The sequence below is a fragment of the Pedobacter sp. Leaf250 genome (assembly GCF_920984735.1).
In the GTDB taxonomy this organism is placed as follows: Bacteria; Bacteroidota; Bacteroidia; order Sphingobacteriales; family Sphingobacteriaceae; genus Pedobacter.
In genome coordinates this window covers 203,534-226,014 of sequence record NZ_CAKLBU010000005.1, presented here as the reverse complement: position 1 = coordinate 226,014, position 22,481 = coordinate 203,534, and the positions used below count along the sequence as shown (strand labels likewise).

At 36.7% G+C, this 22,481-nt stretch carries 18 protein-coding genes; 10 read left to right on the top strand and 8 right to left on the bottom strand.

The genetic code is table 11. The annotated features are described in order from the left end of the window. Window positions 1–35: 35 nt before the first annotated feature. From LUA91_RS06440 to LUA91_RS06430, 3 genes are all read right to left on the bottom strand, one after another. Window positions 36–545: a DUF2911 domain-containing protein gene (locus tag LUA91_RS06440; RefSeq protein WP_231425204.1), complete on the bottom strand. Its 510-nt coding sequence runs from the start codon at window positions 543–545 to the stop codon at window positions 36–38. A 48-nt stretch (window positions 546–593) separates the two neighbouring features. Next, window positions 594–2,285 (bottom strand): sodium:solute symporter, encoded by a 1,692-nt coding sequence (locus LUA91_RS06435; RefSeq protein ID WP_231425203.1) that lies wholly within the window; start codon window positions 2,283–2,285, stop codon window positions 594–596. 102 nt (window positions 2,286–2,387) lie between these two features. After that, on the bottom strand, window positions 2,388–4,856 hold the full coding sequence (locus LUA91_RS06430; RefSeq protein WP_231425202.1) for a PIG-L family deacetylase: 2,469 nt from the start codon (window positions 4,854–4,856) through the stop codon (window positions 2,388–2,390). 128 nt (window positions 4,857–4,984) lie between these two features. Here LUA91_RS06430 and LUA91_RS06425 point away from each other — a divergent pair, with 128 nt between their 5' ends. Further along, complete coding sequence (locus tag LUA91_RS06425; RefSeq protein WP_231425201.1) at window positions 4,985–6,322, top strand: sigma-54 dependent transcriptional regulator; 1,338 nt, start codon at window positions 4,985–4,987, stop codon at window positions 6,320–6,322. 58 nt (window positions 6,323–6,380) lie between these two features. On the opposite strand, the gene LUA91_RS06420 is transcribed toward LUA91_RS06425, so the two are convergent. Next, complete coding sequence (locus LUA91_RS06420; protein ID WP_231425200.1) at window positions 6,381–6,590, bottom strand: hypothetical protein; 210 nt, start codon at window positions 6,588–6,590, stop codon at window positions 6,381–6,383. A gap of 99 nt (window positions 6,591–6,689) precedes the next feature. On the opposite strand from LUA91_RS06420, the gene LUA91_RS20720 reads away from it, so the two are divergent. The 7 genes from LUA91_RS20720 (at window position 6,690) to LUA91_RS06390 (ending at window position 15,968) form a co-directional block, all read left to right on the top strand. After that, window positions 6,690–6,767, top strand: coding sequence for a potassium-transporting ATPase subunit F (locus tag LUA91_RS20720; protein WP_082468366.1), 78 nt, complete (start codon window positions 6,690–6,692; stop codon window positions 6,765–6,767). A gap of 160 nt (window positions 6,768–6,927) precedes the next feature. After that, window positions 6,928–8,646, top strand: coding sequence for a potassium-transporting ATPase subunit KdpA (gene kdpA / locus LUA91_RS06415; RefSeq protein WP_231425199.1), 1,719 nt, complete (start codon window positions 6,928–6,930; stop codon window positions 8,644–8,646). A gap of 137 nt (window positions 8,647–8,783) precedes the next feature. After that, window positions 8,784–10,811: a potassium-transporting ATPase subunit KdpB gene (gene kdpB, locus LUA91_RS06410; protein ID WP_231425198.1), complete on the top strand. Its 2,028-nt coding sequence runs from the start codon at window positions 8,784–8,786 to the stop codon at window positions 10,809–10,811. Between the two features lie 147 nt (window positions 10,812–10,958). Continuing rightward, a complete protein-coding gene (locus LUA91_RS06405) occupies window positions 10,959–11,519 on the top strand; it encodes a K(+)-transporting ATPase subunit C (RefSeq protein WP_231425197.1) in 561 nt (186 codons plus the stop codon). A 199-nt stretch (window positions 11,520–11,718) separates the two neighbouring features. Then, on the top strand, window positions 11,719–12,789 hold the full coding sequence (locus tag LUA91_RS06400) for a porin (protein WP_231425196.1): 1,071 nt from the start codon (window positions 11,719–11,721) through the stop codon (window positions 12,787–12,789). 78 nt (window positions 12,790–12,867) lie between these two features. Further along, the gene (locus tag LUA91_RS06395; RefSeq protein ID WP_231425195.1) at window positions 12,868–13,989 is read left to right on the top strand and encodes a sensor protein KdpD; all 1,122 of its coding nucleotides are present in this window, start codon (window positions 12,868–12,870) and stop codon (window positions 13,987–13,989) included. Window positions 13,990–14,225: 236 nt separating this feature from the next. After that, complete coding sequence (locus LUA91_RS06390; RefSeq protein ID WP_231425194.1) at window positions 14,226–15,968, top strand: ATP-binding protein; 1,743 nt, start codon at window positions 14,226–14,228, stop codon at window positions 15,966–15,968. On the opposite strand, the gene LUA91_RS06385 is transcribed toward LUA91_RS06390, so the two are convergent. The 4 genes from LUA91_RS06385 to LUA91_RS06370 form a co-directional block, all read right to left on the bottom strand. Further along, window positions 15,965–16,441 carry an acyl-CoA thioesterase gene (locus LUA91_RS06385; RefSeq protein ID WP_231425193.1) on the bottom strand — a complete coding sequence of 159 codons (477 nt, stop codon included), beginning with the start codon at window positions 16,439–16,441 and terminating at the stop codon, window positions 15,965–15,967. The two genes, LUA91_RS06390 and LUA91_RS06385, sit on opposite strands and share 4 nt — an antisense overlap. Before the next feature lie 358 nt (window positions 16,442–16,799). Next, window positions 16,800–18,890 (bottom strand): glycoside hydrolase family 97 protein, encoded by a 2,091-nt coding sequence (locus tag LUA91_RS06380; RefSeq protein WP_231425192.1) that lies wholly within the window; start codon window positions 18,888–18,890, stop codon window positions 16,800–16,802. Between the two features lie 179 nt (window positions 18,891–19,069). Further along, complete coding sequence (locus LUA91_RS06375; RefSeq protein ID WP_231425191.1) at window positions 19,070–20,323, bottom strand: DUF2130 domain-containing protein; 1,254 nt, start codon at window positions 20,321–20,323, stop codon at window positions 19,070–19,072. A gap of 88 nt (window positions 20,324–20,411) precedes the next feature. After that, window positions 20,412–20,792: an OsmC family protein gene (locus LUA91_RS06370; RefSeq protein WP_231425190.1), complete on the bottom strand. Its 381-nt coding sequence runs from the start codon at window positions 20,790–20,792 to the stop codon at window positions 20,412–20,414. A 403-nt stretch (window positions 20,793–21,195) separates the two neighbouring features. Here LUA91_RS06370 and LUA91_RS06365 point away from each other — a divergent pair, with 403 nt between their 5' ends. Then, complete coding sequence (locus tag LUA91_RS06365) at window positions 21,196–21,561, top strand: YtxH domain-containing protein (protein WP_231425189.1); 366 nt, start codon at window positions 21,196–21,198, stop codon at window positions 21,559–21,561. A gap of 88 nt (window positions 21,562–21,649) precedes the next feature. Continuing rightward, entirely contained in the window at window positions 21,650–22,390 is a 741-nt protein-coding gene (locus LUA91_RS06360) for a YdcF family protein (protein ID WP_231425188.1), read from the top strand. Window positions 22,391–22,481: the final 91 nt, after the last annotated feature.

Sequence of the window (22,481 nt, the reverse complement as noted above, 5' to 3'; positions counted from 1 at the left end):
ATTTCGAAATGGCTCTATTTCTTTTAAGGATCAGCTTATTTAATCATTACCGGAACAGAAACTTTATCCCAATCTAAAGAGAAACCAGTTTTAGTAATTTTGTAAACCAAACGTTCTTGAGTAGCTTTTAAAGCTTTAGTTTTTACATCAACGCGTAAAGCATCTTTAGCCTCTTCATATTTATATGCACCCCACTGTTTTGGCTCTTTGTTGAAAATAGCTGTCCAGGTACCACTTTCTTTAGGAATTAAAAAGAAACTATATTTGCCTGCAGGAAGTGATTTACCTTGTACCATAATATCTTTATCTGTTTCGAAAGTCGTTGCCTCATTTGCACCAGCACGCCATACTTTATCGTAAGCTTCTAAACCACCCCAAATTTTACGTCCTTTAACCGCAGGACTACTGTAATTAATGGTGATGTTTGCATTTTTAACCTTTCCTGTTACCGTAGCGGCAGGACTCGGTTTTGGTTGAGCATCTTGTGCAATTGCACCTGTTGAGATCGTTATTGCGGTAAAAAGCAAAGCGATTGATTTAATCATCGTTTTCATAGTAGTAATATTATTTATCTGTTTTTGTTGTTTTTGATTTTACGAATTTAAAGCTTTGGCACGATAAAATAATAATCCCAAAGTCGAAAAAATAATAACTGCTGCAGCGCCAATTACATTTAACCAAAGGAACGACACCACATCAAATTCATAAACGGCGATAACGGCTATTTCTGATAAAATTGCTGAAATAAAAACGATAGGCCCATTGATTTTTTTAAAGTAGAACGCCACCAGGAAGATCCCCAGAATAGGACCATAAAAAAGCGAGCCTAAAACATTTACAGCTTCAATAAGCGAACCCATTTGCGTGGCAAACATGGCTACAGCAATAGAGAAAATTCCCCAACCCAATGTATGAAGCCTGCTATATTTTAATTCTGTACTATCGTCTAATTCCTTTTTAGTGAAAATCAAATGAACATCCTTTAATGAACATGCAGCCAACGAGTTTAAAGCTGCTGAAATGGAACCCCAACTGGCTAAGAAAATCACAGCGAACAATAACCCGATCATCCCAACAGGCAGCGTATTTTTTACGAAGTACAAAAAAATGTAATTGGTATCAGTTTTTTCTGCATTAAAATTCGATTTATTGATGGCCTCTTCTACCCTTGCATGCAAATTTTTAACGTCTTTTTGAGTTTCTTTAAAATTTGTAATTGAAGTTTCCAAGCTTGCAGAATGACTTTCTTTTTGCTCAAGAATAGCTTTAGATTGAGCATTGAATTTTTCTTCCAAGAGTTTATGTTCTCCTTCAAAAACCGCAGCTTGTTGTGGTTGTGTTTCTTTTAAATATTGATAAGATCGTTCATTAAAATAGATTGGCGCAGGTTTCAACGAAAAAAATGCGAATAGTAATGCTCCGATTAAAAGAATAGCAAATTGCATTGGAATTTTAACCAAACCATTTAATAACAAACCCATTTTTGCGTTTGTATTATCTTTGGCGGTAATGTATCGCCCTACCTGACTTTGATCGGTTCCGAAGTAAGAGAGTGCCAGAAAAAATCCGCCAATTAACCCGCTCCATATATTGTATTTATCTTTCCAATCGAATTCTGTAGTAATTACATTTAATTTGCCTGATTTGCCTGCAAGATACAGTGCGTCGCTAAAGCCTACCCCATTAGGCATGTTTTGAACCAGTAAATATCCTGCAAACGCCATGGTTCCTAAAATGATCAAAAATTGTAATTTTTGCGTATGTGCTATCGCTTTTGCCCCGCCAACATACGTGTAAATCAATAGAATTCCGCCTGTTAAAACGTTGGTTAAATAGATGTTCCAGTTTAAAACACTTGATAGGATGATACTTGGCGCATAAATGCTGATTCCGGTTGATAATCCCCGGGAAAAGAGAAACAAAAGAGAAGTTAACACCCTGGTTTTCTTATCAAATCGCTGCTCTAAGTATTCGTAAGCAGTATAAACATTCAATCGTTGAAAGATAGGAATGAATGTAATGCAGATTACAATCATCGCCAATGGCAAACCAAAATAATATTGAACGAAGCGCATACCATCGGTATAGGCCTGACCAGGAGCTGATAGAAATGTAATTGCACTTGCCTGCGTGGCCATAATGCCTAAAAGCACAATGTACCAAGGCATTTGATTATCGGCCTTGAGGTAAGATTCATTGCTTTTCTGTCCGCGACCAATGAAAACGCCGTAAGCCACAACAGCCAATAAAGTAAAGATGAGTACTAACCAATCGATATTACTCATGCCCAAAATTTAGTAAAAAGGTAATAGAAAACAATTTGAAAAATTAGGGCAAGCGCAAGCAAAATGTACCAGGTATTCCAATTTTTGAGCTGATTTTTCATCTTATTTCCCTGCTGAAATAAAATTAAAAAACAACCTTGCAGCACCTATATTTCCAGCTGGCAATTGCCTGAAAAAAGCTAAAGGTGTATAAATAAAATTTCCCTTTCCGTATTTTGCATATAAGGTCGATCCCTTTAAAGGCTCCTCTCCTGCATCATTCATTTCAAAAAGCGGCTCGTATTTATCATCCCATTTATCTGGAAAATATGCACCACGTTCTTGAATCCATCCATTAAAATCTTCAGCAGTAATTTTATTAGGGTAGTTTAAAAGTTTATGATTTGGATTTAAAAATTTAACCGCGGCGTTTTCTTCAGTAACTCTTTTATTGCTAATATTCAATGGATAAACAGCAAAGTCTTGCAAAGCCATATCTTGAGTAGTATTGTACTGCATTACAATTGTTCCTCCATTTTCAACATATCCTTTTAAAGCATTCTGCCAATTTTTAATTCTCTTTTCTGTATTGATCACCCTTACACCAGTTATAATTGCATCGTAGGTGGCCAATTTAGCGGGGTTCAAAATATCGGCTTTGTTTAAAACATCAACCTGTAATCCGGCCTGGCGCAAAAATTCTGGAATTAAATCGCCAGCACCTTCAATATATCCAACCTTTTTTGCCAAAATTTTAACGTTTCCTTTTAATAGCCAGGTTGAGGCAGGCACAAAATATTGCAGCGATGGTAAATGCGGATATTGAATTAAAACCTGACCTTGAGTGAATTCACTATTTTCTGACGAAAAAACGGCTTCTAACTTATTTTGGTTTGTTTTTATTTTCGCCAACTCACTTGCTGGAATTACAAAATCTTTAATGGTGATGGTATTTTCCTGCAGGTTAATCCCCGTAAAATTTGCTATAACTAAATTACCAATTTTAAAACTGACCTTACCATAATTGATATATTTGTTTGCTTTTAATCGCAATGTGATTTTTAAATCTTCTTTATCTGATGCGAAATATACAGGTTCTACGAAACTTAAATCCATTGCAGGAACGATCCTCAATTGTTCTACCACGTCGCCTTTAACCGGATCTAATTTCTTATATGAAAGTGGTAATTTCACATTGAATTTTTCCGCTCCTATTTTAAGTAAAAGTGATACATTCAAGGCTGATTCAGTCTCTGCCAAACCAATAAGCGTATCATTGTTTACGCTAAAAGTAGCCGCATCTTTTGCGGGTTTCTCCAACCAATACGGCGCTGTTGATACAGTATTTATTGGGATTTGAATTTTGCGCTGTATTGTAATGAGCGAATCACCTGAAATCCTTCTGTTTAAAACATCGGTTTGATTAATCCAGTTGACTTGTTCGAGTATTACCGGAGATGATGACCGAGACACAACATTCAAACTAAAATTATAACTGTTCCCGGCAATGGCTTCAGCCTGATTAGTAACTACTTCGCCCATAAAACCCGAGCAGCTTAAAATAATATGATCAATTGCTGCAAGTTTATCACGTTTTAAATTAACATCCTGAATCTCTGCAATTCTCTTTCGCAACATTAATAAACCATGTAAACTTTTATCAGGATGATTGTAATCAAATGATAGAAGAATGATATCGATCAGTTCATCGATATTATCAATGCCTTTTTCAGACCAATTCAAAGGAACTTTATCGAATAATGATTCCTTTGCTGGAACGCCTAAAACATGACTAAAGTATTCTGTCCGCACACCCGCAACAGATTGAGTTCCCGCTCCTTGACTTTTGTGCAAACTTCTGCTTAAGCCAGCTAATTCTCCATAACCCATGCCCAATTGTGCATCATATTGGCCAACTGTAACTTTCAATTGATTTTCAGAAGTTGTGTTGGTTGAGCCAAAACGGAAAGTATTCCAAAGCAATCTTTTGGGTTGCCAAACATCTACATACTTTAATTGATTTGGGAACATATTTTTATCTGCAGCTGCTTTGAAAGCTTTTTCGGCAACTACCGCAGAAGCTGCATGTTGCCCGTGACCTGCCGCAGCCGTTGGGGGAAAACGACATATAATTACATCTGGGCGGAATTTTCTAATTACCCAAACCACATCGGCAGTAATGCTATCTGCATCCCATTGTTTAAAAGTGTCTTCCGTATTTTTTGAAAATCCGAAATCAATAGCTCTGGTAAAAAACTGCTGTGCTCCATCAAGTTTTCTAGCTTCTAAAAGTTCATGCGTACGAATTAAGCCCAATGCTGCGCCTTGTTCGGTTCCCAATAAATTCTGTCCTCCATCGCCCCTTGTTAATGATAAATAACCTGTTTCTACATTTTGATCATTAATTAACCATGATAACAAACCAGTATTTTCATCATCGGGATGTGCAGCCAAATAAAGTACTTTGGGAATATGTTTTAATGTTTTCAACTCCCTGTAAATTTCTGCTGATTTAGCTGGCCGAATTTGTTGAGCCCAACCAGAATACATGAAAAAAAACAGGATGATGATTAGGATTATTCTTTTAAACATAGATTTTGCTTTGTGCAACAAATATGCTTAAAATGGTTTTATTTAAAGCAGAGGAAATAAAAAAGGTAGAAATTATTATCCGCCCAAATTCCTGTTTTATCTTTAATATTGCATCATAAATTCAACCTATGAATGGCATTGTCCTCATCATTGATGATGAAAAGAAAATCTGCAGTCTGCTTTCCAGAATTATTGAATTGGAGGGATTTAAAACCTTGCAGGCCAATACCGGCAAAGAAGGTTTGAAACTTCTAAAAAACAATGAAGTAAGCATCGTAATTAGTGATGTTAAATTGCCAGATGTGAATGGCGTAGCCATGGTAAAAGATATTAAAGCAATTAAGCCTTATGTTGAAATAATTAATTTAACGGCTTACGGCACCATTGCAGATGGTGTTTTGGCCATAAAAAATGGTGCCTTCGATTATCTGGTTAAGGGTGATGACAATGACAAAATTATTCCCTTGCTATACAAGGCAATGGATAAAGCAAATCTTCAATACAGAATTTTTGAGCATGAAGATAAGGCTAATAAAAAGCATCAATTTTCTACAATTATTGGTCAATCTAAAATTTTAAAAGAAGCAATTGATTTAGCAAAAAGAGTTAGCAAAACTGATACTACTGTTTTACTTTTAGGTGAAACCGGAACAGGTAAAGAGGTTTTTGCTCAATCCATTCATTCAGAAAGCCTTAGATCTGGCAAACCTTTTGTTGCCTTAAATTGCAGTGGTTTTAGTCCAGATTTACTGGAAAGTGAGCTTTTTGGTTATAAAGCAGGAGCCTTTACCGGCGCTAATAAAGATAAGAAAGGTTTGCTTGAGGAAGCAAATGGCGGCACACTTTTTCTTGATGAAATTGGTGAGATGAATCTTGATTTGCAGGCCAAATTATTAAGGGTTTTAGAAAATCAAAGTTTTATAAAAGTTGGCGATACCAATACCCAAAAAGTAAACGTTCGCATTTTGGCGGCAACCAATAAAGATTTAAAAGCAGATGCTGCATCAGGCAAATTTCGATCGGATTTATACTATCGTTTATCTGTGTTTACGATAATTCTTCCTCCACTAAGAGAGAGAAAACAGGATATTCCGGCTTTGGCGGCACATTACCTCAATGAATTTTCAATAAAAATAAATCATCCAGAACTTAAACTAGATGATCAAATTTTGAGTGTTTTTGAAAAATATAACTGGAAAGGAAATGTGAGAGAACTCAAAAATGTGATTGAGCGATTGGTTATTCTATCAGATGGAGATCAATTAAATATATCAGCCTTGCCTATGGAATTTTTCGAATTTGCGCCTATGGAAAACAACTTTAATCTTCAGCAAATAGAGAAACAACACATCCAAAAAGTGTTAATTCATACTAAAGGGAATAAAACTGAAACATCTAGGTTACTCGGCATAGGCTTAACAACGCTTTACCGGAAGATTGACGAATATGGGATTAATGAGGTGTAGAATTCATAGCTCGTTATACTAAAAATACAGTTCATCCTTTGATAATTCAAGTATTATTTTAACCAGGTTGAGCCGAATGGTCTTCATCCAAATTATAAAAAATAACTTTTACTATTTCTTCTTCCTTATCCAAAACGATAAAAACCTTTCCAAAATGGAAAGGTTTTTTTTTGCCTAAAGATATCAGAAAATAAGCAAGCAACTGAAAAACAACAACTTGAATCAATTTTATATTCAACGGCACAAGAGTTGGCAATAGGCATTTCATAAATCAATAAGTTATGACAATTATCCTGTTTCTAATTCTAATCCTGCTCTGTTGGGCAACTTACCTTTCTATCGATTGGTTTGAAAAAATCTAAAGAAAATGTTAGCACTATTTATCATCGCAATCGCCGTATTTATTTATATGATTTACGTGTTGATTAAACCAGAAAAATTTTAAAACAGAAAAAATGGAAAGTAGAAAAATGGGGAATGGAAAATTGAAAATAGGCAATATAGAATAGAACATTAATCTATTTCCGATTACCTATTTTAAAACATTTATTTCAAAATACCTATTTCCAATTCCCTACATCTCCCATTCTCCCAAAACAAAAAAAATGAACACTGAATTAACAGGCATTATTGCCACCTTCTTGCTAACGATAGTCATTGCTATCCCTTTGGGGAAATATTTGGCGAAGGTTTTTGCAGGAGAAAAAGTTTGGACAGACTTTTTAAAACCGCTCGAAAACGGAATTTATAAACTTTCAGGCATCAATATTAAAGAACAGATGAACTGGAAACAACAATTAAAAGCCTTATTAACCATTAATATTTTATGGTTGTTTTATGGTTTTTTTGTATTGATATTTCAAGATAAACTGCCTTTCAATCCTGATGGAAATCCAGGCATGACACCTGATTTAGCTTTCAATACCATCATCAGTTTTGTAGCCAATTGTAACCTGCAACATTATTCGGGCGAAAGCGGCGTAAGTTATTTAACACAGCAATTTGTGCTGATGTTTCTTCAATTTGTAAGTGCAGCCACTGGTATAGCCGCAGCCGTAGTTTTATTCAAAGCTTTTAGAGATAAAACCACCACACAGCTAGGCAACTTCTGGGAGTTTTTTGTGAAATCTATCACTCGTTTGCTATTGCCATTATCAATTTTTGTGGCCTTAGTTTTAACTTTTAACGGTACACCAGCTAGTTACGATGCGAAAGACCAGTTTATTTCTCTTCAAGGCGATACCGTAAATGTTTCTCGCGGTCCTGCAGCGCAGATGATTGCCATAAAACACTTGGGAACGAATGGTGGTGGGTATTTTGGTGCAAATTCTGCCCATCCATTCGAAAACCCGAGTTACTTAACCAATATGGTCGAAATCATTGCGCAAACCATTATTCCAATGGCCATGATTATCGCTTTTGGTTATTTCATCCGCAGGAGAAAGTTAGCATGGACCATTTTCGGCGTAATGACGATTGGTTTATTTATGCTGATGATTCCGACTTTAACTTCAGAGTTAGGCGGAAACCCTGCTTTAGCTAAAATGGGCATATCGCAAACTACTGGCGCAATGGAAGGTAAAGAAGTACGCCTCGGACCAGCTGCCACAGCCTATTGGAGTACGTTAACGACAGTTATTTCTACTGGTTCGGTGAATGGAATGCATGATAGCACGATGCCATTAACAGGCTTATGGCAATTATTAGCCATGATGATTAACGCCATTTATGGTGGTTGTGGCGTGGGTTTATTAAATTATTTCATTTATCTGATTATCGCTGTATTTATTTCGGGATTAATGGTGGGCAGAACGCCTGAGTTTTTAGGTCATAAGGTTGAAGCGAGAGAGATTAAAATCGCCGCCATCATTACGTTGTTAAGTCCGTTTTTAATTTTAGCGGGAACAGCCATTGCAAGTTTTGTATTTACCAATCATGGCGATGCCGCTTGGGCTACCCAACCTAAAAACTGGTTAAATAATCCTGGTTTCCACGGTTTCTCCGAAATGCTTTACGAAGTCACTTCATCAAATGCGAACAATGGTTCTGGCTTTGAAGGTTTAGGCGATAACAATGTATTCTGGAATGTGCTTACAGGCGTGATTATTTTCTTAGGTCGCTTCTTGCCGATTATTGGACCAGTTGCCATTGCAGGTTTATTAGGCGCTAAAAAATTTATACCAGAATCTGCAGGAACTTTAAAAACCGACACCAAAACCTTTGCCCTCATGACTTTCGCTGTGATTTTAGTGCTTAATGCCCTATCGTACTTTCCAGCGTTGGCTTTGGGGCCGTTGGCAGAATATTTTTCTCAATTGAGGTAAAACGTGAGATGGAAGATGGATAAGTGAATAGCTTAAACATCATTCAACTCCAAAGATTTATAAATGATGGAAAATGAATATTGGAACAGTCCAAAACACATCATCCATCTTACATCAAACATCTTACATATTTAAAAATGAAACCCAATAATAAATTATTCGAACCTGCTTTAGTGCAAACTGCATTGAAACAATCTTTCATCAAACTCGACCCACGGGTAATGGTTCGCAATCCGGTAATGTTTACCGTTGAAATTGGCACTTTGGTAATGGCTTACGTTACCGTGTACTCTTTCAGTAACAGCGGACAAGGCTCTCCGCTGTATAATTTCTTTATCTTTTTAGTGCTTTTGTTAACCATTTTGTTTGCCAATTTCGCTGAAGCAATTGCTGAAGCTAGAGGTAAAGCACAAGCAGATAGTTTACGTAAAACCCGTGAAGAAACGCCAGCAAAAGTGCTTTTAGCTAATGGAACAATTGAAATCCGTTCATCAAATCAATTAAAAAAAGGCGATGTTTTTGTTTGCGAAACTGGCGATACCATTCCCACCGATGGGGAAATTATCGAAGGTATCGCAACCATTGATGAATCAGCAATAACAGGCGAATCTGCACCAGTTATTCGTGAATCTGGTGGTGATAAATCGTCGGTAACTGGCGGAACAAAAGTTTTATCAGATGAGATAAAAGTACAAGTGAGTACCGCTCCTGGCGAAAGCTTTTTAGATAAAATGATTGCTTTGGTTGAAGGTGCTTCCCGTCAGAAAACACCGAATGAAATTGCCTTGACAATACTTTTAGCAAGTTTTACTTTGGTTTTCATTATCGTTTGTGTTACGTTGAAACCATTTGCAGACTACGCCAACACGCCGATTACCATTGCGGCATTAATTTCACTGTTCGTTTGTTTAATCCCAACGACTATTGGCGGTTTATTATCGGCCATCGGTATCGCCGGAATGGACCGAGCTTTAAGAGCAAATGTGATTACCAAATCGGGTAAAGCGGTAGAAACTGCGGGCGATATAGATGTTTTGCTTTTGGATAAAACTGGAACGATAACCATCGGTAACCGCAAAGCAACCAACTTCTACCCAACCGCAGGCGTAATTATTAAAGATTTTATCGATGCTTGCGTGTTAAGTTCTTTAGCGGATGAAACTCCTGAAGGAAAATCGATTATTGAATTAGCGGCTGAACAAGGTTTCAATAATTCAGGAACACCACAAGGTTCAACATTTATCAAATTTACAGCCGAAACCCGTTCGAGCGGATTGGATACTGCCGATGGAAGACGCATCAGAAAAGGTGCTTTTGATTCCATCAGGAATATCGTTGAAAAAGCTGGGAATATTTTTCCATCAGATATTGAAGACCATGTAAAATCCATCGCTACAAATGGAGGAACACCTTTAGTGGTTTCAGAAAACGAAAAGGCTTTAGGCGTAATTGAATTACAGGACATTATTAAACCAGGGATTAGCGAACGTTTCGAACGCTTAAGAAAAATGGGGGTAAAAACTGTAATGGTAACGGGCGATAATCCTTTAACGGCCAAATATATTGCCGAAAAAGCTGGTGTAGATGATTTTATCGCGGAAGCAAAACCTGAGGATAAAATGAATTACATTAAAGATGAACAGGCTTTAGGCAAACTGGTTGCCATGATGGGCGATGGTACAAATGATGCACCTGCGCTTGCACAGGCTGATGTTGGCGTGGCGATGAACAGCGGAACGCAAGCTGCAAAAGAAGCTGGAAACATGGTTGATTTGGATAACGACCCAACCAAATTAATCGAAATTGTAGAAATCGGGAAGCAGCTTTTAATTACCCGAGGAACACTGACTACTTTCTCCATCGCGAATGATGTGGCTAAGTATTTCGCAATCGTTCCGGCATTGTTTATTGCTTCCATCCCAGCTTTACAAAGTCTAAATATTATGGGTTTGCATACACCTGAAAGTGCGATTATGTCGGCCGTAATTTTCAACGCGATTATCATTCCGATTTTAATTCCGTTGGCGTTAAAAGGCGTGGCATATAAACCGATTGGCGCTACTGCTTTGCTTCGTAGAAACTTATTTATTTATGGCATCGGAGGTGTTGTTGCTCCGTTTATCGGCATCAAATTAATTGACTTGGTAATTGGGTTGCTTGTTTAAAAGAGAAATGGGGAATAGGGAATAGATAATTGAAATACCACTGGTCGCTAATAACCATTATCTAAAACTATTCCCTAATAGCCATTACCTAAAATTCAAATCTATTTGCCATTCCCTAATAATCATTTACTATATAAAATCACTGAAATGAAAAAATACATCATACAATCGCTACGCTTAACCTTAGTTTTAATCGTATTATTATGCATCATCTACCCAATTAGCATCGCGTTAGCAGGCAAACTTTCTAACGGAAAAGGTGGCGGAGAAAAAATCTCCAAAAATGGAAAAACTGTTGGCTACCAATTATTAGGTCAATCGTTTACCAAACCAGAATATTTCTGGGGTCGTCCATCAGCAGTTGCTTACAATGCAGCAGGCTCTGCAGGCTCGAACAAAGGTCCATCCAATCCAGATTATTTGAAAGAAGTTCAATCAAGAATTGATACACTTTTGAAATACAACCCAGGGTTGAAAAAATCAGAAATTCCTGCCGATATGGTTACTGCTTCAGGAAGTGGGTTAGACCCAAATATTTCTGAGCAAGGTGCAGCCATTCAAATTGCCAGAATTGCAAAAACCAGAAAAATAAGCGAGCAGAAGGTTAAGGATTTAGTGGCGATGAATACCTTAAAACCATTACTAGGCTTATTCGGGCCATCATCAGTAAATGTTTTAAAACTGAATTTGGCACTTGATAATTTGTAATCCGATAAGTCGTCATTGCGAGGCACGAAGCAATGACGACCGCTTTAAAAAATCAGAATCTTAAACGGCGTCCGTCCTTTCGACTGGAGCGCAGCGGAACGGAGAAATCTTTGAGCCTTTCAACACATTATTCAAAGATTTCTCCACTACGGTCGAAATGACGGCCGACTAAAAAAACCTTGAAATCCATACAATAACAATGAAAAAACTAATCACAATTATAACAACATTAACAGCAAGCTTAACAGCATTCGCTCAGGAAGAGCCAAAAGTAAAATTCTCTGGTTATTTAGAAACTTACTACGGCTACGATTTTAACAAACCCGCAGACCATAATCGCCCAGGTTTTATTTATTCTCACAACAGAATCAACGAGGTAAACTTAAATTTAGGTTTTATCAAAGCGGCTTATGATAGTGGTTCAATCCGTGCGAATTTGGCGGTAATGGCAGGAACTTATGCCAACGCTAACTTAGCCGCCGAACCTGGCGTTTTGAAGAATATTTTTGAGGCCAATGCAGGCATTAAATTATCCAAGTCAGAAAACCTTTGGATTGATGCCGGTATTTTTTCTTCGCACATTGGTTTCGAAGGAGCGGTTTCAAAAGATTGTTGGGTGCTAACCAGAAATATTTCTTCAGAAAATACACCATATTACGAATCAGGAGCAAAACTTACTTATGGCACTCAAGATGGAAAATTAACCGCGACCCTACTCTACCTAAATGGATGGCAAAGAATTACCCGTGTTGACGGCAATAATAAACCCGCTGGTGGTTTACAATTAACCTTGAAACCGACCGATAAAATCACGGTTAACTACAGCAATTATTTAGGAACCGAAGGTGCAGATTCTGTTCGCAGTAACCGTTTTTACCATAACATTTATGGAATCTTTCAGGTTACGGATAAATTTGGCTTAACACTTGGTTTAGATTATGGAACGCAGCAAAAAGTTAAAGGGAGCAGCGAGAAAAATGAAATCTTATCGCCTGTGGCAATTGCACAATATAAGTTCGCTCCAAAATGGGCCATTGCTGGTAGATTTGAATATTACGAAGACAAAAACGGTATTTTTATATCAACAGGAACACCTAATGGATTTAAAACCAAAGGCTATTCTTTAAACCTCGATTACTCGCCAATCTCAAACGCGGTGATCCGTTTAGAAGGAAAAACCTATGATAGCAAGGACAAAATTTTTAACAGAGAAAATAATTCTGTGAATGCGAATACAACTTTAACGGCGAGTATTGCAGTAGCATTTTAATTGATGGATAAGGTAAGATGTAAAATGGATGATGTGCAAAGTTCCATCATCAATTTTACATTATTACATTTTACATAGATGACAAAAGACGATTCAGTTAAAAACTTCCTAAATCTCATTAAAAAATCGAGGAGAGGAAAACTTAAAATCTACATTGGGATGAGCGCTGGCGTGGGCAAAACCTACCGAATGCTGCAAGAATCTCATGCGCTTTTGCGTAACGGAATCGATATTTGCATTGGCTATGTAGAAACCCACAAAAGAGCAGAAACAGAAGCTTTGGTTGCTGGTTTACCTTTAATCCCAAGAAAAAATATTTTTTATCGGGGTAAGGAAATTGATGAAATGGATTTGCAAGGAATTTTAAACCGTCACCCTGAAATTGTTGTGGTTGATGAATTGGCGCATACTAACGCAGAGGGCAGTAAAAATGCTAAACGCTGGCAAGATGTTTTCGATTTACTGGAGGCAGGAATTAGTGTAATATCAGCAGTAAATATTCAACATTTAGAAAGTATTAATGAGGAGATTGAACACATTACTGGCATTAATGTTACAGAACGTATTCCCGATAAAATTCTTGAAATTGCAGATGAAATCGTCAATATTGATTTAACGGCTGATGAATTGGTAACCCGATTAAAAGAGGGAAAAATTTACGATAAAAGCAAAATTGAAAGGGCTTTAGAAAACTTTTTCCAATCGGATAAGATTTTACAGCTTAGAGAACTGGCATTAAAAGAAGTGGTTCATCAAGTGGAGCGAAAAATCCAAGCTGAAATCCCTAAATCTATTAAACTTAGGCCTGAAAGATTTTTGGCTTGTATCTCGTCCAATGCCGAAACTGCAGGCGTAGTGATACGTAAAACGGCAAGGCTTGCCTCCTATTACCATTCGCCCTGGGTTGTTCTTTATGTTCAAAGCGATGCAGAAAGTTTAGATAAAATTAAGCTTGATAAACAGCGGCACTTAATTAACCATTTTAAGCTGGCAACAGAACTAGGCGCCGAAGTAATTAAAATTAAAAGTAATCAGGTTACGCAAAGTATTATCAATATGGCAACAGAAAAAGAAATCACCACCATTTGCATTGGCAAACCGCATTTAAATATTTTTCAGGTCATCCTGCGAACAGCAATTTTTAATCAACTGTTGCGTAATTTAGCCGCAAAAGAAATTGATCTGGTAATACTATCATAAATGGATTTAACCACAAAGAACACAAAGAAAAACGCAAAGAACGCAAAGTAAATGGCAACTATCTTGGTATTTCTCTGTGAAGAACTCGGTGCTCTCTGTGGTAAAAACCTTAATTTAATTAACCACAAATTAAACTGAGAAAAACTAAAGAGTACACGGAGTTTGAAGAACTAGCTTTGCGTTTCTTTGCGAAAAAACTCAGCGCTCTTTGCAGTTAACAAAAAAACAATATCAACATGAAAATAAAAACCAAGCTCCGCCTCGGATTCGGGTTTCTCTTTATAATCGTTTTATCCTTTGGCTTGATTGCTTTATTCTTTTTGAATGAGCTTTCTGATAAATCGAAAGTAATCCTGAAAGACAATTACAAATCGTTAAAATATGTTGCCGCAATGAGAAATATTGTCGACAATAATACATTTCCGCTATCAAACGAACTGGCTAAAAAATTCGATGAAAACTTAAAAAATGAAGGGCAGAACATTACTGAAAATGGTGAAAAAATCGCCTATCAAAAGTTAGCAGCAGCCTACGCATTTCTACAGCAGCCAACCGGGATTAAAAATCTAATCGCTCTACGAAATGCACTTCAAAAAATTGAAGAAGTAAATATGAAGGCCATATATGAGAAAAATGAGCAGGCAAATAAAACTTCATCAAATGCTAACCTGTATATTTCCATTGCCGCAATGTTGAGCTTTTTAATCCTCTTTACCTTCATTGTTAATTTTCCGGGTTTTGTAGCTAATCCACTTGCCGAATTTAGCGATGCGATTAAGCAAATTAGTAGAAAAAATTACAAGCAACGCTTACATTTTAACAATCACGACGAATTTACAGAACTGGCTGATGCTTTTAATGGAATGGTGGTAAAACTGAATGAATGGGAGAACAGCAATTTATCTAAAATAAAATCAGAAAAATCGAGAATAGAAGCCATTATTGCACAAATGCAAGATGCCATTATCGGCTTAAATGAAAAAGGAGAAGTGCTCTTTTTAAATCATCTTGCCGCAAAGCTGATGAGTTTGGATGAAGAAAAAATCATTGGTCAGAATGTTGCAGAACTGATTAAAAAAAATGAACTATTAAAGCGAATCATCAAACCTGAAACCGATGATAAAACGCTTAAAATTTATGCTGATGAAAAGGAATCATATTTCCAACTAGAAAACAGGGAAATCATCATTCCCAATTATGAAACACCTGAAGATAAAACCATATTTGAATCTTCAAAATCAGCTGGAAGTGTTTATGTTTTAAAGAACATTACGCAGTTTAAAGAACTAGACGAAGCCAAGACCAATTTCATTGCTACTGTTTCTCACGAACTTAAAACGCCGCTTTCTTCTATAAAAATGAGCTTAAAGCTCTTAAATGATCATCGCGTTGGCGCAATGAATGAAGAACAAAATCAGCTTTTAACCCACATCAAAGAAGATAGCGATAGACTTTTAAAAATCACAAGCGAACTTTTGGATTTATCTCAAGTGGAAACAGGGAATCTTAAACTTACTTTCGCAATCACAAAACCTGAAGATATTGTTCATTACGCCATCGATGCCGTTAAATTCCAGGCAGAACAAAAATCAATAAAACTGGAGTTGAACTGTAACCTGAACTTGCCGAAAGTAAATGCTGATATTCAGAAAACAGCTTGGGTTTTGGTTAATTTTTTATCCAATGCATTGCGTTACAGCGCTGAAAAATCGAAAGTTATTATTGATGTTTTCCAAAAGGATAAATCCATTCAGTTTTCGGTTCAGGATTTCGGCAAAGGCATTGATGAAAAATACCAGAAACGCTTATTCGACCGCTATTTTCAAGTTCCTACTGATGGACAAAACAAATCTGGATCGGGTTTGGGATTAGCAATTTCTAAAGATTTTATCGAAGCTGAGGAAGGTAAAATTTGGGTTGAAAGTGCTATTGGAGAAGGCAGCAGATTTAGTTTTACTTTACCAATCGCTTCAACTTAAACAATGTAAGGTTCCATTTCTTTATCGATGCTTTTCCGCAATTCCATTAACTTAATGGCATAACCATGCATGGCTATTTCTTTCTCCGTTTTAGGTTTAAATGATGGAATCGGTTTTGGTTGCCCATCCTCTCCAACTGCTACAAAAACAATAATACAGTGCGTATTTTTAATAAAATCGGATTTTCCAATGGGTTTGGAATATGCATCAACAGCAATGTGCATGCTTGTTTTTCCTGTGTAAATAATGCGAGCTTCCATTTTTACCAAATGGCCAATGTGTACTGGATGAAAAAATCTTATGCCACCCACATAAACCGTTACACAATAAGAATCGCTCCATTGTAAGGCGCAAGCAAATGCAGCTTGATCAATCCATTTCATCATCATTCCACCATGTACTTTTCCACCATAATTTACATCAGATGGTTCACTTAAAAATTGTAGTTCGATGTGATTATTTGTCCTGGCCATTGAGGTTGAGTTTGTTCTTGGTAACCGCAAAGTACACAAAGTGAAAACGCAAAGAAAGAGAAGTTGGATTTTTATTATAAAAAAAGTCGTTCCAAATGGAACGACTAATTAATGTTTTACCACAGAGAACACCGAGTTTTTCACAGAGAAACGCAGAGCTAATCTGACACAAACTTCGTGTACTCTGTGGCTTTTTCTTAGTGTACTTGTGGTTAAAAAATTTAAAGTTTACCACAAAGCACACAGAGTTTTTCACAGAGAAACGCAGAGCTAATTTTATATATACTTCGTGAACTCGGTGGTTTTTCTTTATGTACTCTGTGGTAAAATAATATACTAAACCATTCACAAGTTAATCTTATTTTGGCATGATGCTAATTGCATAACCGCCACCTGGCGCACAATTTAAAGTCAATTTTGTTTTATTAGTTACTTCCATTTTACGAATGGTATAAGCTTTAGGATTCGTTTCGTAATGCGCATCCTTTGCATCAGCATAAATGGTTGCGGTATATTTTTTTCCCGCATCTAAAAAGCTGAAATCAATTTTCGAAGTACGTGCTATCTCATCATTGGTTCTGCCAACAAACCAGTTGTTTTTTCCTTTTGCTTTTCGGGCAAATGTAATGTAATCTCCAGGTTCCGCCTCTAAGACTTTGGTATCGTCCCAATCAACAGCTACATCTTTAATAAACTGGAAAGCATCTAAGTATTTATTATAAGTTTCTGGTAAATCAGCAGCCATTTGCAAAGGGCTGTACATGGTTACATAAAGTGCCAATTGGCGAGCAAGTGTTGTATGAACAAATGAATTGTTTTCAGGATTATAAGCACTTACCTTAGTTTCGAAGATTCCTGGCGTGTAATCCATCGGACCGCCAATTAACCGTGTAAAAGGTAGAATGGTAGTATGGTCGGCATTATTGCCGCCAAAAGCTTCATATTCAGTTCCACGGGCAGATTCGTTTCCAATTAAATTCGGATAAGTACGAGCTAAACCTGTAGGGCGAACTGCTTCGTGTGCATTAACCATAATTTTATAGTCTGCAGCTTTTTCAATTGCATACAAATAATGGTTATTTAACCACTGTCCGTAGTGGTGTTCTCCACGAGGAATCATATTGCCTACGTAACCACTTTTCACTGCATCGTAACCATTGGCTTTCATAAATTTGTAAGCGGTATCTAAATGTCTTTCATAATTACGAACCGAGGATGAAGTTTCGTGGTGCATAATCATTTTAACATTTTTACTTGCCGCATAGCGATGCAATTCCTGCACGTCAAAATCAGGATAAGGCGTTACGAAATCAAAAACATAATCTTTTGTTTTACCGAACCAATCTTCCCAACCTTCATTCCATCCTTCAACCAAAACACCATCAAAACCATGTTTCGCCGCAAAATCGATGTATTCTTTTACGTGAGCCGTATTCGCCGCATGTTTCCCATTTGGTTTAGTTTTTGAATAATCGGTTACACCCAATTGAACGCTTGTTAAATCATTATAAGCCCAGGTGCTTTTTCCCGTTATCATTTCCCACCAAACACCAACATATTTTGTTGGTTTAATCCACGATACATCTTTGAATTTTGTAGGTTCATTAAGGTTATACGTTAATTTTGAAGTTAGAATGTCAGCAGCTTTGTCGCTCAAAATAATCGTTCTCCAAGGTGTAACGCAAGGTGCTTGCAGATAACCCTTATCTCCTACTGCGTCTGGCGTTAACCACGATTCTAAAACCATGTTTTTATCATCCAGATTTAACGACATTAACGAATAGTTTATTAAAGCCGCCTCGTGAATGTTGATATACAAACCATCCTTACTTTTCATCATTAAAGGAGTTTGTAAACCTGTTGGCGAAAAAGTAGTTTGCGATGCATTTGGTGTAACCGCATCCTTCATTTTACCACGAACTTCTGAAAGGTTTGAAGTAACAATACTGTATTCCTGTGTATCATAATCGCCAGGTAACCAAAAAGCTTTATGGTCGCCTGCTAAAGCAAATTGTGTTTTTTCTTCTTTAATGATGAAATAATCAAGATTTTTTTGTTCAGGAAATTCATATCTGAATCCCAAACCATCATTAAATAAACGCAAACGCACAATAATAAAACGATTGGTTTCCTTTTGCGTTAAGGTAACTGCCAATTCATTATAATGATTCACGATTTCCTTTACCTCGCCCCAAACTGGTTTCCAGGTTTCATTGAAAGTGCTCGTTTTACTATCCGTAATGGTAAATCCGTTCATTAAAGATTTACCATCCTTTAATTCTAAACCGAGTTTACTGGTTTTGATAACCTGCTTGCCTTTATATTTTAAACTATAAGTAGGTACGCCGCCATCAGCCAATGAAAAGCTTGCCACTAAATTAGCATCTGGCGATTTAAGTTCCTGTCCGGAAACGTTCCCGAAGAATAGCAAAAGGCAAATTAATGCCATAAATTTTGAGCAATTAAGGGATTTGTAGTTTAGGTTTTTATTCACTTTATATAATTTATTTTTTAATTCTTTTATACTCCACGTCATTGCGAGGCACGAAGCAATCTCAATTCAATATTTGTTAAAAAGATTGCTTCGCACCACGCAATGACGAGTTCTTTTATCTGTGTCGTTCGTACTTAATCCAACAATAAAGTTTCATCGTCATCATCTGTTAAACTTAACTGAATGCTATCACTGCCTGCAATACCTTCAATTGAGCCACGGATGTGCGTAGCGTTCAACAATACTTTTTCCAATTGTTTTTCACGGGCTTTCCATAAACGTTCCATCGCATCGCGTTCGCGTTGAATGGACAATTTCATGCTCATAAAACCCTCACGAATGGCTTTCCATTGCTCAGAAAATTCAGCTCCGGTCAAATAATCGTAAAGCATGTGCATTTTATCTCCACGATTTTCCTGCGATTTCACTGCGCTTGATAATCGTAAAATCCCATCTCTTAAAACGTAAGCTACTGCATTTACCTCTTCAAAAGAGCAAATCCACACACCATCCTTTTGCCCGAAACAATCCATACCTTTTGGATAACATTGACTAACGATAACCGCAACATCAACGCCCATGCTCCGCATATCTTTTTTTAGCTTTTCAATCCAGTCGCCACCAAAATCTTTGGTGCGTTTACTTTCATAAATAATTTTACCACATTCTTGCCCAAAGTTGTTGCGAACCACTTGAACACAATCTGCCCCACGTACACCTTTACCAACCTCTTCAATTAAATCGAAAGGGAAATTACTTCGCAACAGTTCTTCTAAAATAAGTTCTTGCACCTCACCCTGCAATTGCATACTGCCTTGTTCGGCTTTGCGCTTCATCTCTTCAGCCAGTTTTTTCTGGTCATCGAGTTGCTTTTCCAATTCTTTTAAGCGCAGCTGATGCTCGGTATCTTTAATGCTGTTTTTTTCAGCTTCCTGCTTCCGAATCTGCTCTACCAACTCGTTACGCTGCTCCTGCATTTTACGCTGCATGGAGAGCTCCATTTCCTGCTCCTTTAAAAGCAAACCTTCTTCGCGTTTTAAAAACTGTAATTCTTTTTCGCGGGCCAACCTTAATTTTTCAGCATTGTCTTTAGCAGAACCTTCCAGCATTTGTAGCTTGGTTTCATAATCAGAAGCGATACTTTTACGTAAATTTTCTTCTAAATCGCCCTTCAGCTTATTTTTTTCTTCTATTAATTTAGCCTCAAAAGCTTTCTGTTGTTGCTTTTTATCTGATTCAAAAACCAATACCTTTCGTTGATATTCTTCATCTTTTTGTCTGGCATAAGCGGCCGCCTTCTCACGTAACTCTTTCTTATAATCTTCGGCCATGGCCTCCTCCATCGGAAAAACATGAGCACAGTTTGGGCATTTAATTTCGGTAGCCATAAATAATTTTTAATCCAGAAAAAACTGAAGCAATACAAAGATATTAAAGCTTTGTAGGAATAAGTAAACGAGTTTTGCACCATCTGTGCTATAATACTGTCGATCGGACTTCGTTACCAGCTGTAAGGATTTTACTTACAGGACATTTTGCCGCAATATCTTCAAGCCTTTGTTTCTGTTCATCGGTTAAATTGCCCGTACAAGTGATTTCTTCAAGAAATATATTTTGCGCATTTTCAATACCCATATTCACTACTACTTCAATTTTTTGAACCTCCCAACCTTTTCTGTCTACATACATTCTTAAAGTTATGGCCACGCATGATGCCAAAGATGCCATCAACAAACCTTTTGGTGCAAACCCTTTGTGCGTTCCACCTAATTCTATCGGCTCATCTATCACAATATCGTGTGAGCCATTTGTTACTGAACATGCGTAATGCTCCTTATTTATTGTCGCTTTTACCATAAAAAATTTTGAGGTATAAATATTGGGGTTAATTTACAATATAAAAAATAATTAGAAAATTGAGGGTTCTGTTCACTTGGCGGTTTGCAGCCCTGCCATTTGCTCTAGCCCTCGCAAAAAAACTCGGGGCTGCCGCGTCTGTCAGGTTTAAACACAAAGTTTCTTTGTAAGGCATTAATAAAGGCAAAGAGCGGGAGCGATTTTTATTTCTGAGGAAAGCCAAAGCTTCAAAAAAACACGTTACACTCAAGATTTCAAAATTTTACTGATTTAAAAAATTATGAAACATTATAACTTAGCGTTTGTTGGAATAAAAAATACATCATTATGAACCCCAGATAATTAAAATTAAATTTTTATTATTTAAGGCTACATCTTACAATTAAACAAAATATTAAAAGAGATGAAATACAGAAAGTTAATCGGGAAATATTTTGCCCACAAATCGAACAGCAATGCTCAAATTGCTTTAGCGCTAGTTGCGGGGTTGGCTGCAGGTGCAGTAATAAGTGTTTTATTCGCTCCAGATAGTGGAGAAGGGACGCGTGGAAAAATTGCCAGTGGTGCTAAAAATTTACGCTATGGTTTTCAAGACAAATACAACCTGTTAAAAGAGAAGGTTTTTGGCGTAGAAGCTATTGAAGAAGATATTGTGGAACACGAGGTGCCTCATTTTAAGCACAAAGTAACTAAGAAGGCAAAATCTGACATTAAAGATATTTTAGAGCATGCACATGAAAATGGGCAAGTGCAAGAAGGACAAGGATAATTTGATTGTTGAGAGTCACTCATGGCTCTCAACAATTTCATTTTAATAAGCAGTTCATTTTCTTAGTTTTGCGGTATAAACTGCGAAAATGATATTCATTCTTTCTAAAATTCTTATCTATTTTCTTAAACCGATCACCTGGATTTTTTTAGCATTAGTTATTGCAGTTTTTTTTCCGAAAAAAAGACGCCTGTTTCTAATACTAGCATTTGTCTTTCTTCTCTTTTTTTCCAACGGCTTTATTGTTGGTAAATTTTTCAATTTTTATGAGTCTGGTTATCCAACTAAACAAAAATATGATGTTGGAATAGTATTGGGTGGATATTCTGGCTATAATGAACGAAACCAGAAAATCGAATTTGGATCGGCTTCCGATCGATTATTTCAAGCGATTGATTTATACAAATCGGGCAGAATCAATAAAATTTTAATCAGCAGCGGAAGTGCAAATTTATTTGACACAAGTAAAAAAGAAGCTGATCTAACTATAATCTATTTGCATCAAATAGGAATTCCAGATTCATCGATTGTTGTAGAAAACTTAAGTCGCAACACAATAGAAAATGCTAAAAATAGCTTGGCAATTGTAGAGAAGATTAATCCTAATGCCAAAGTTTTAGTAATTACCAGTGCCTGGCATATCCCGAGATCGAGATTGATTTTTAATCGCTTTGCCAAACATAAAATTGATTACTACCCGACGGATTATTTTGGTAAAACGGAATATGATTTCGCAGATTATTTTATTCCAAGCGCATCAGCATTACAAGCCTGGGAAATGCTTTTGAAAGAATGGGTAGGTTATATAGTGGATGGTTTGAGGTGGTAAATGGTTAATTGTTTGAATTTTCTAAATTGTTTAACTGCTTAAACTGCAGTGAAAATTTAGAAAAAAAATTGTTAACTTGTTTATCCAAATT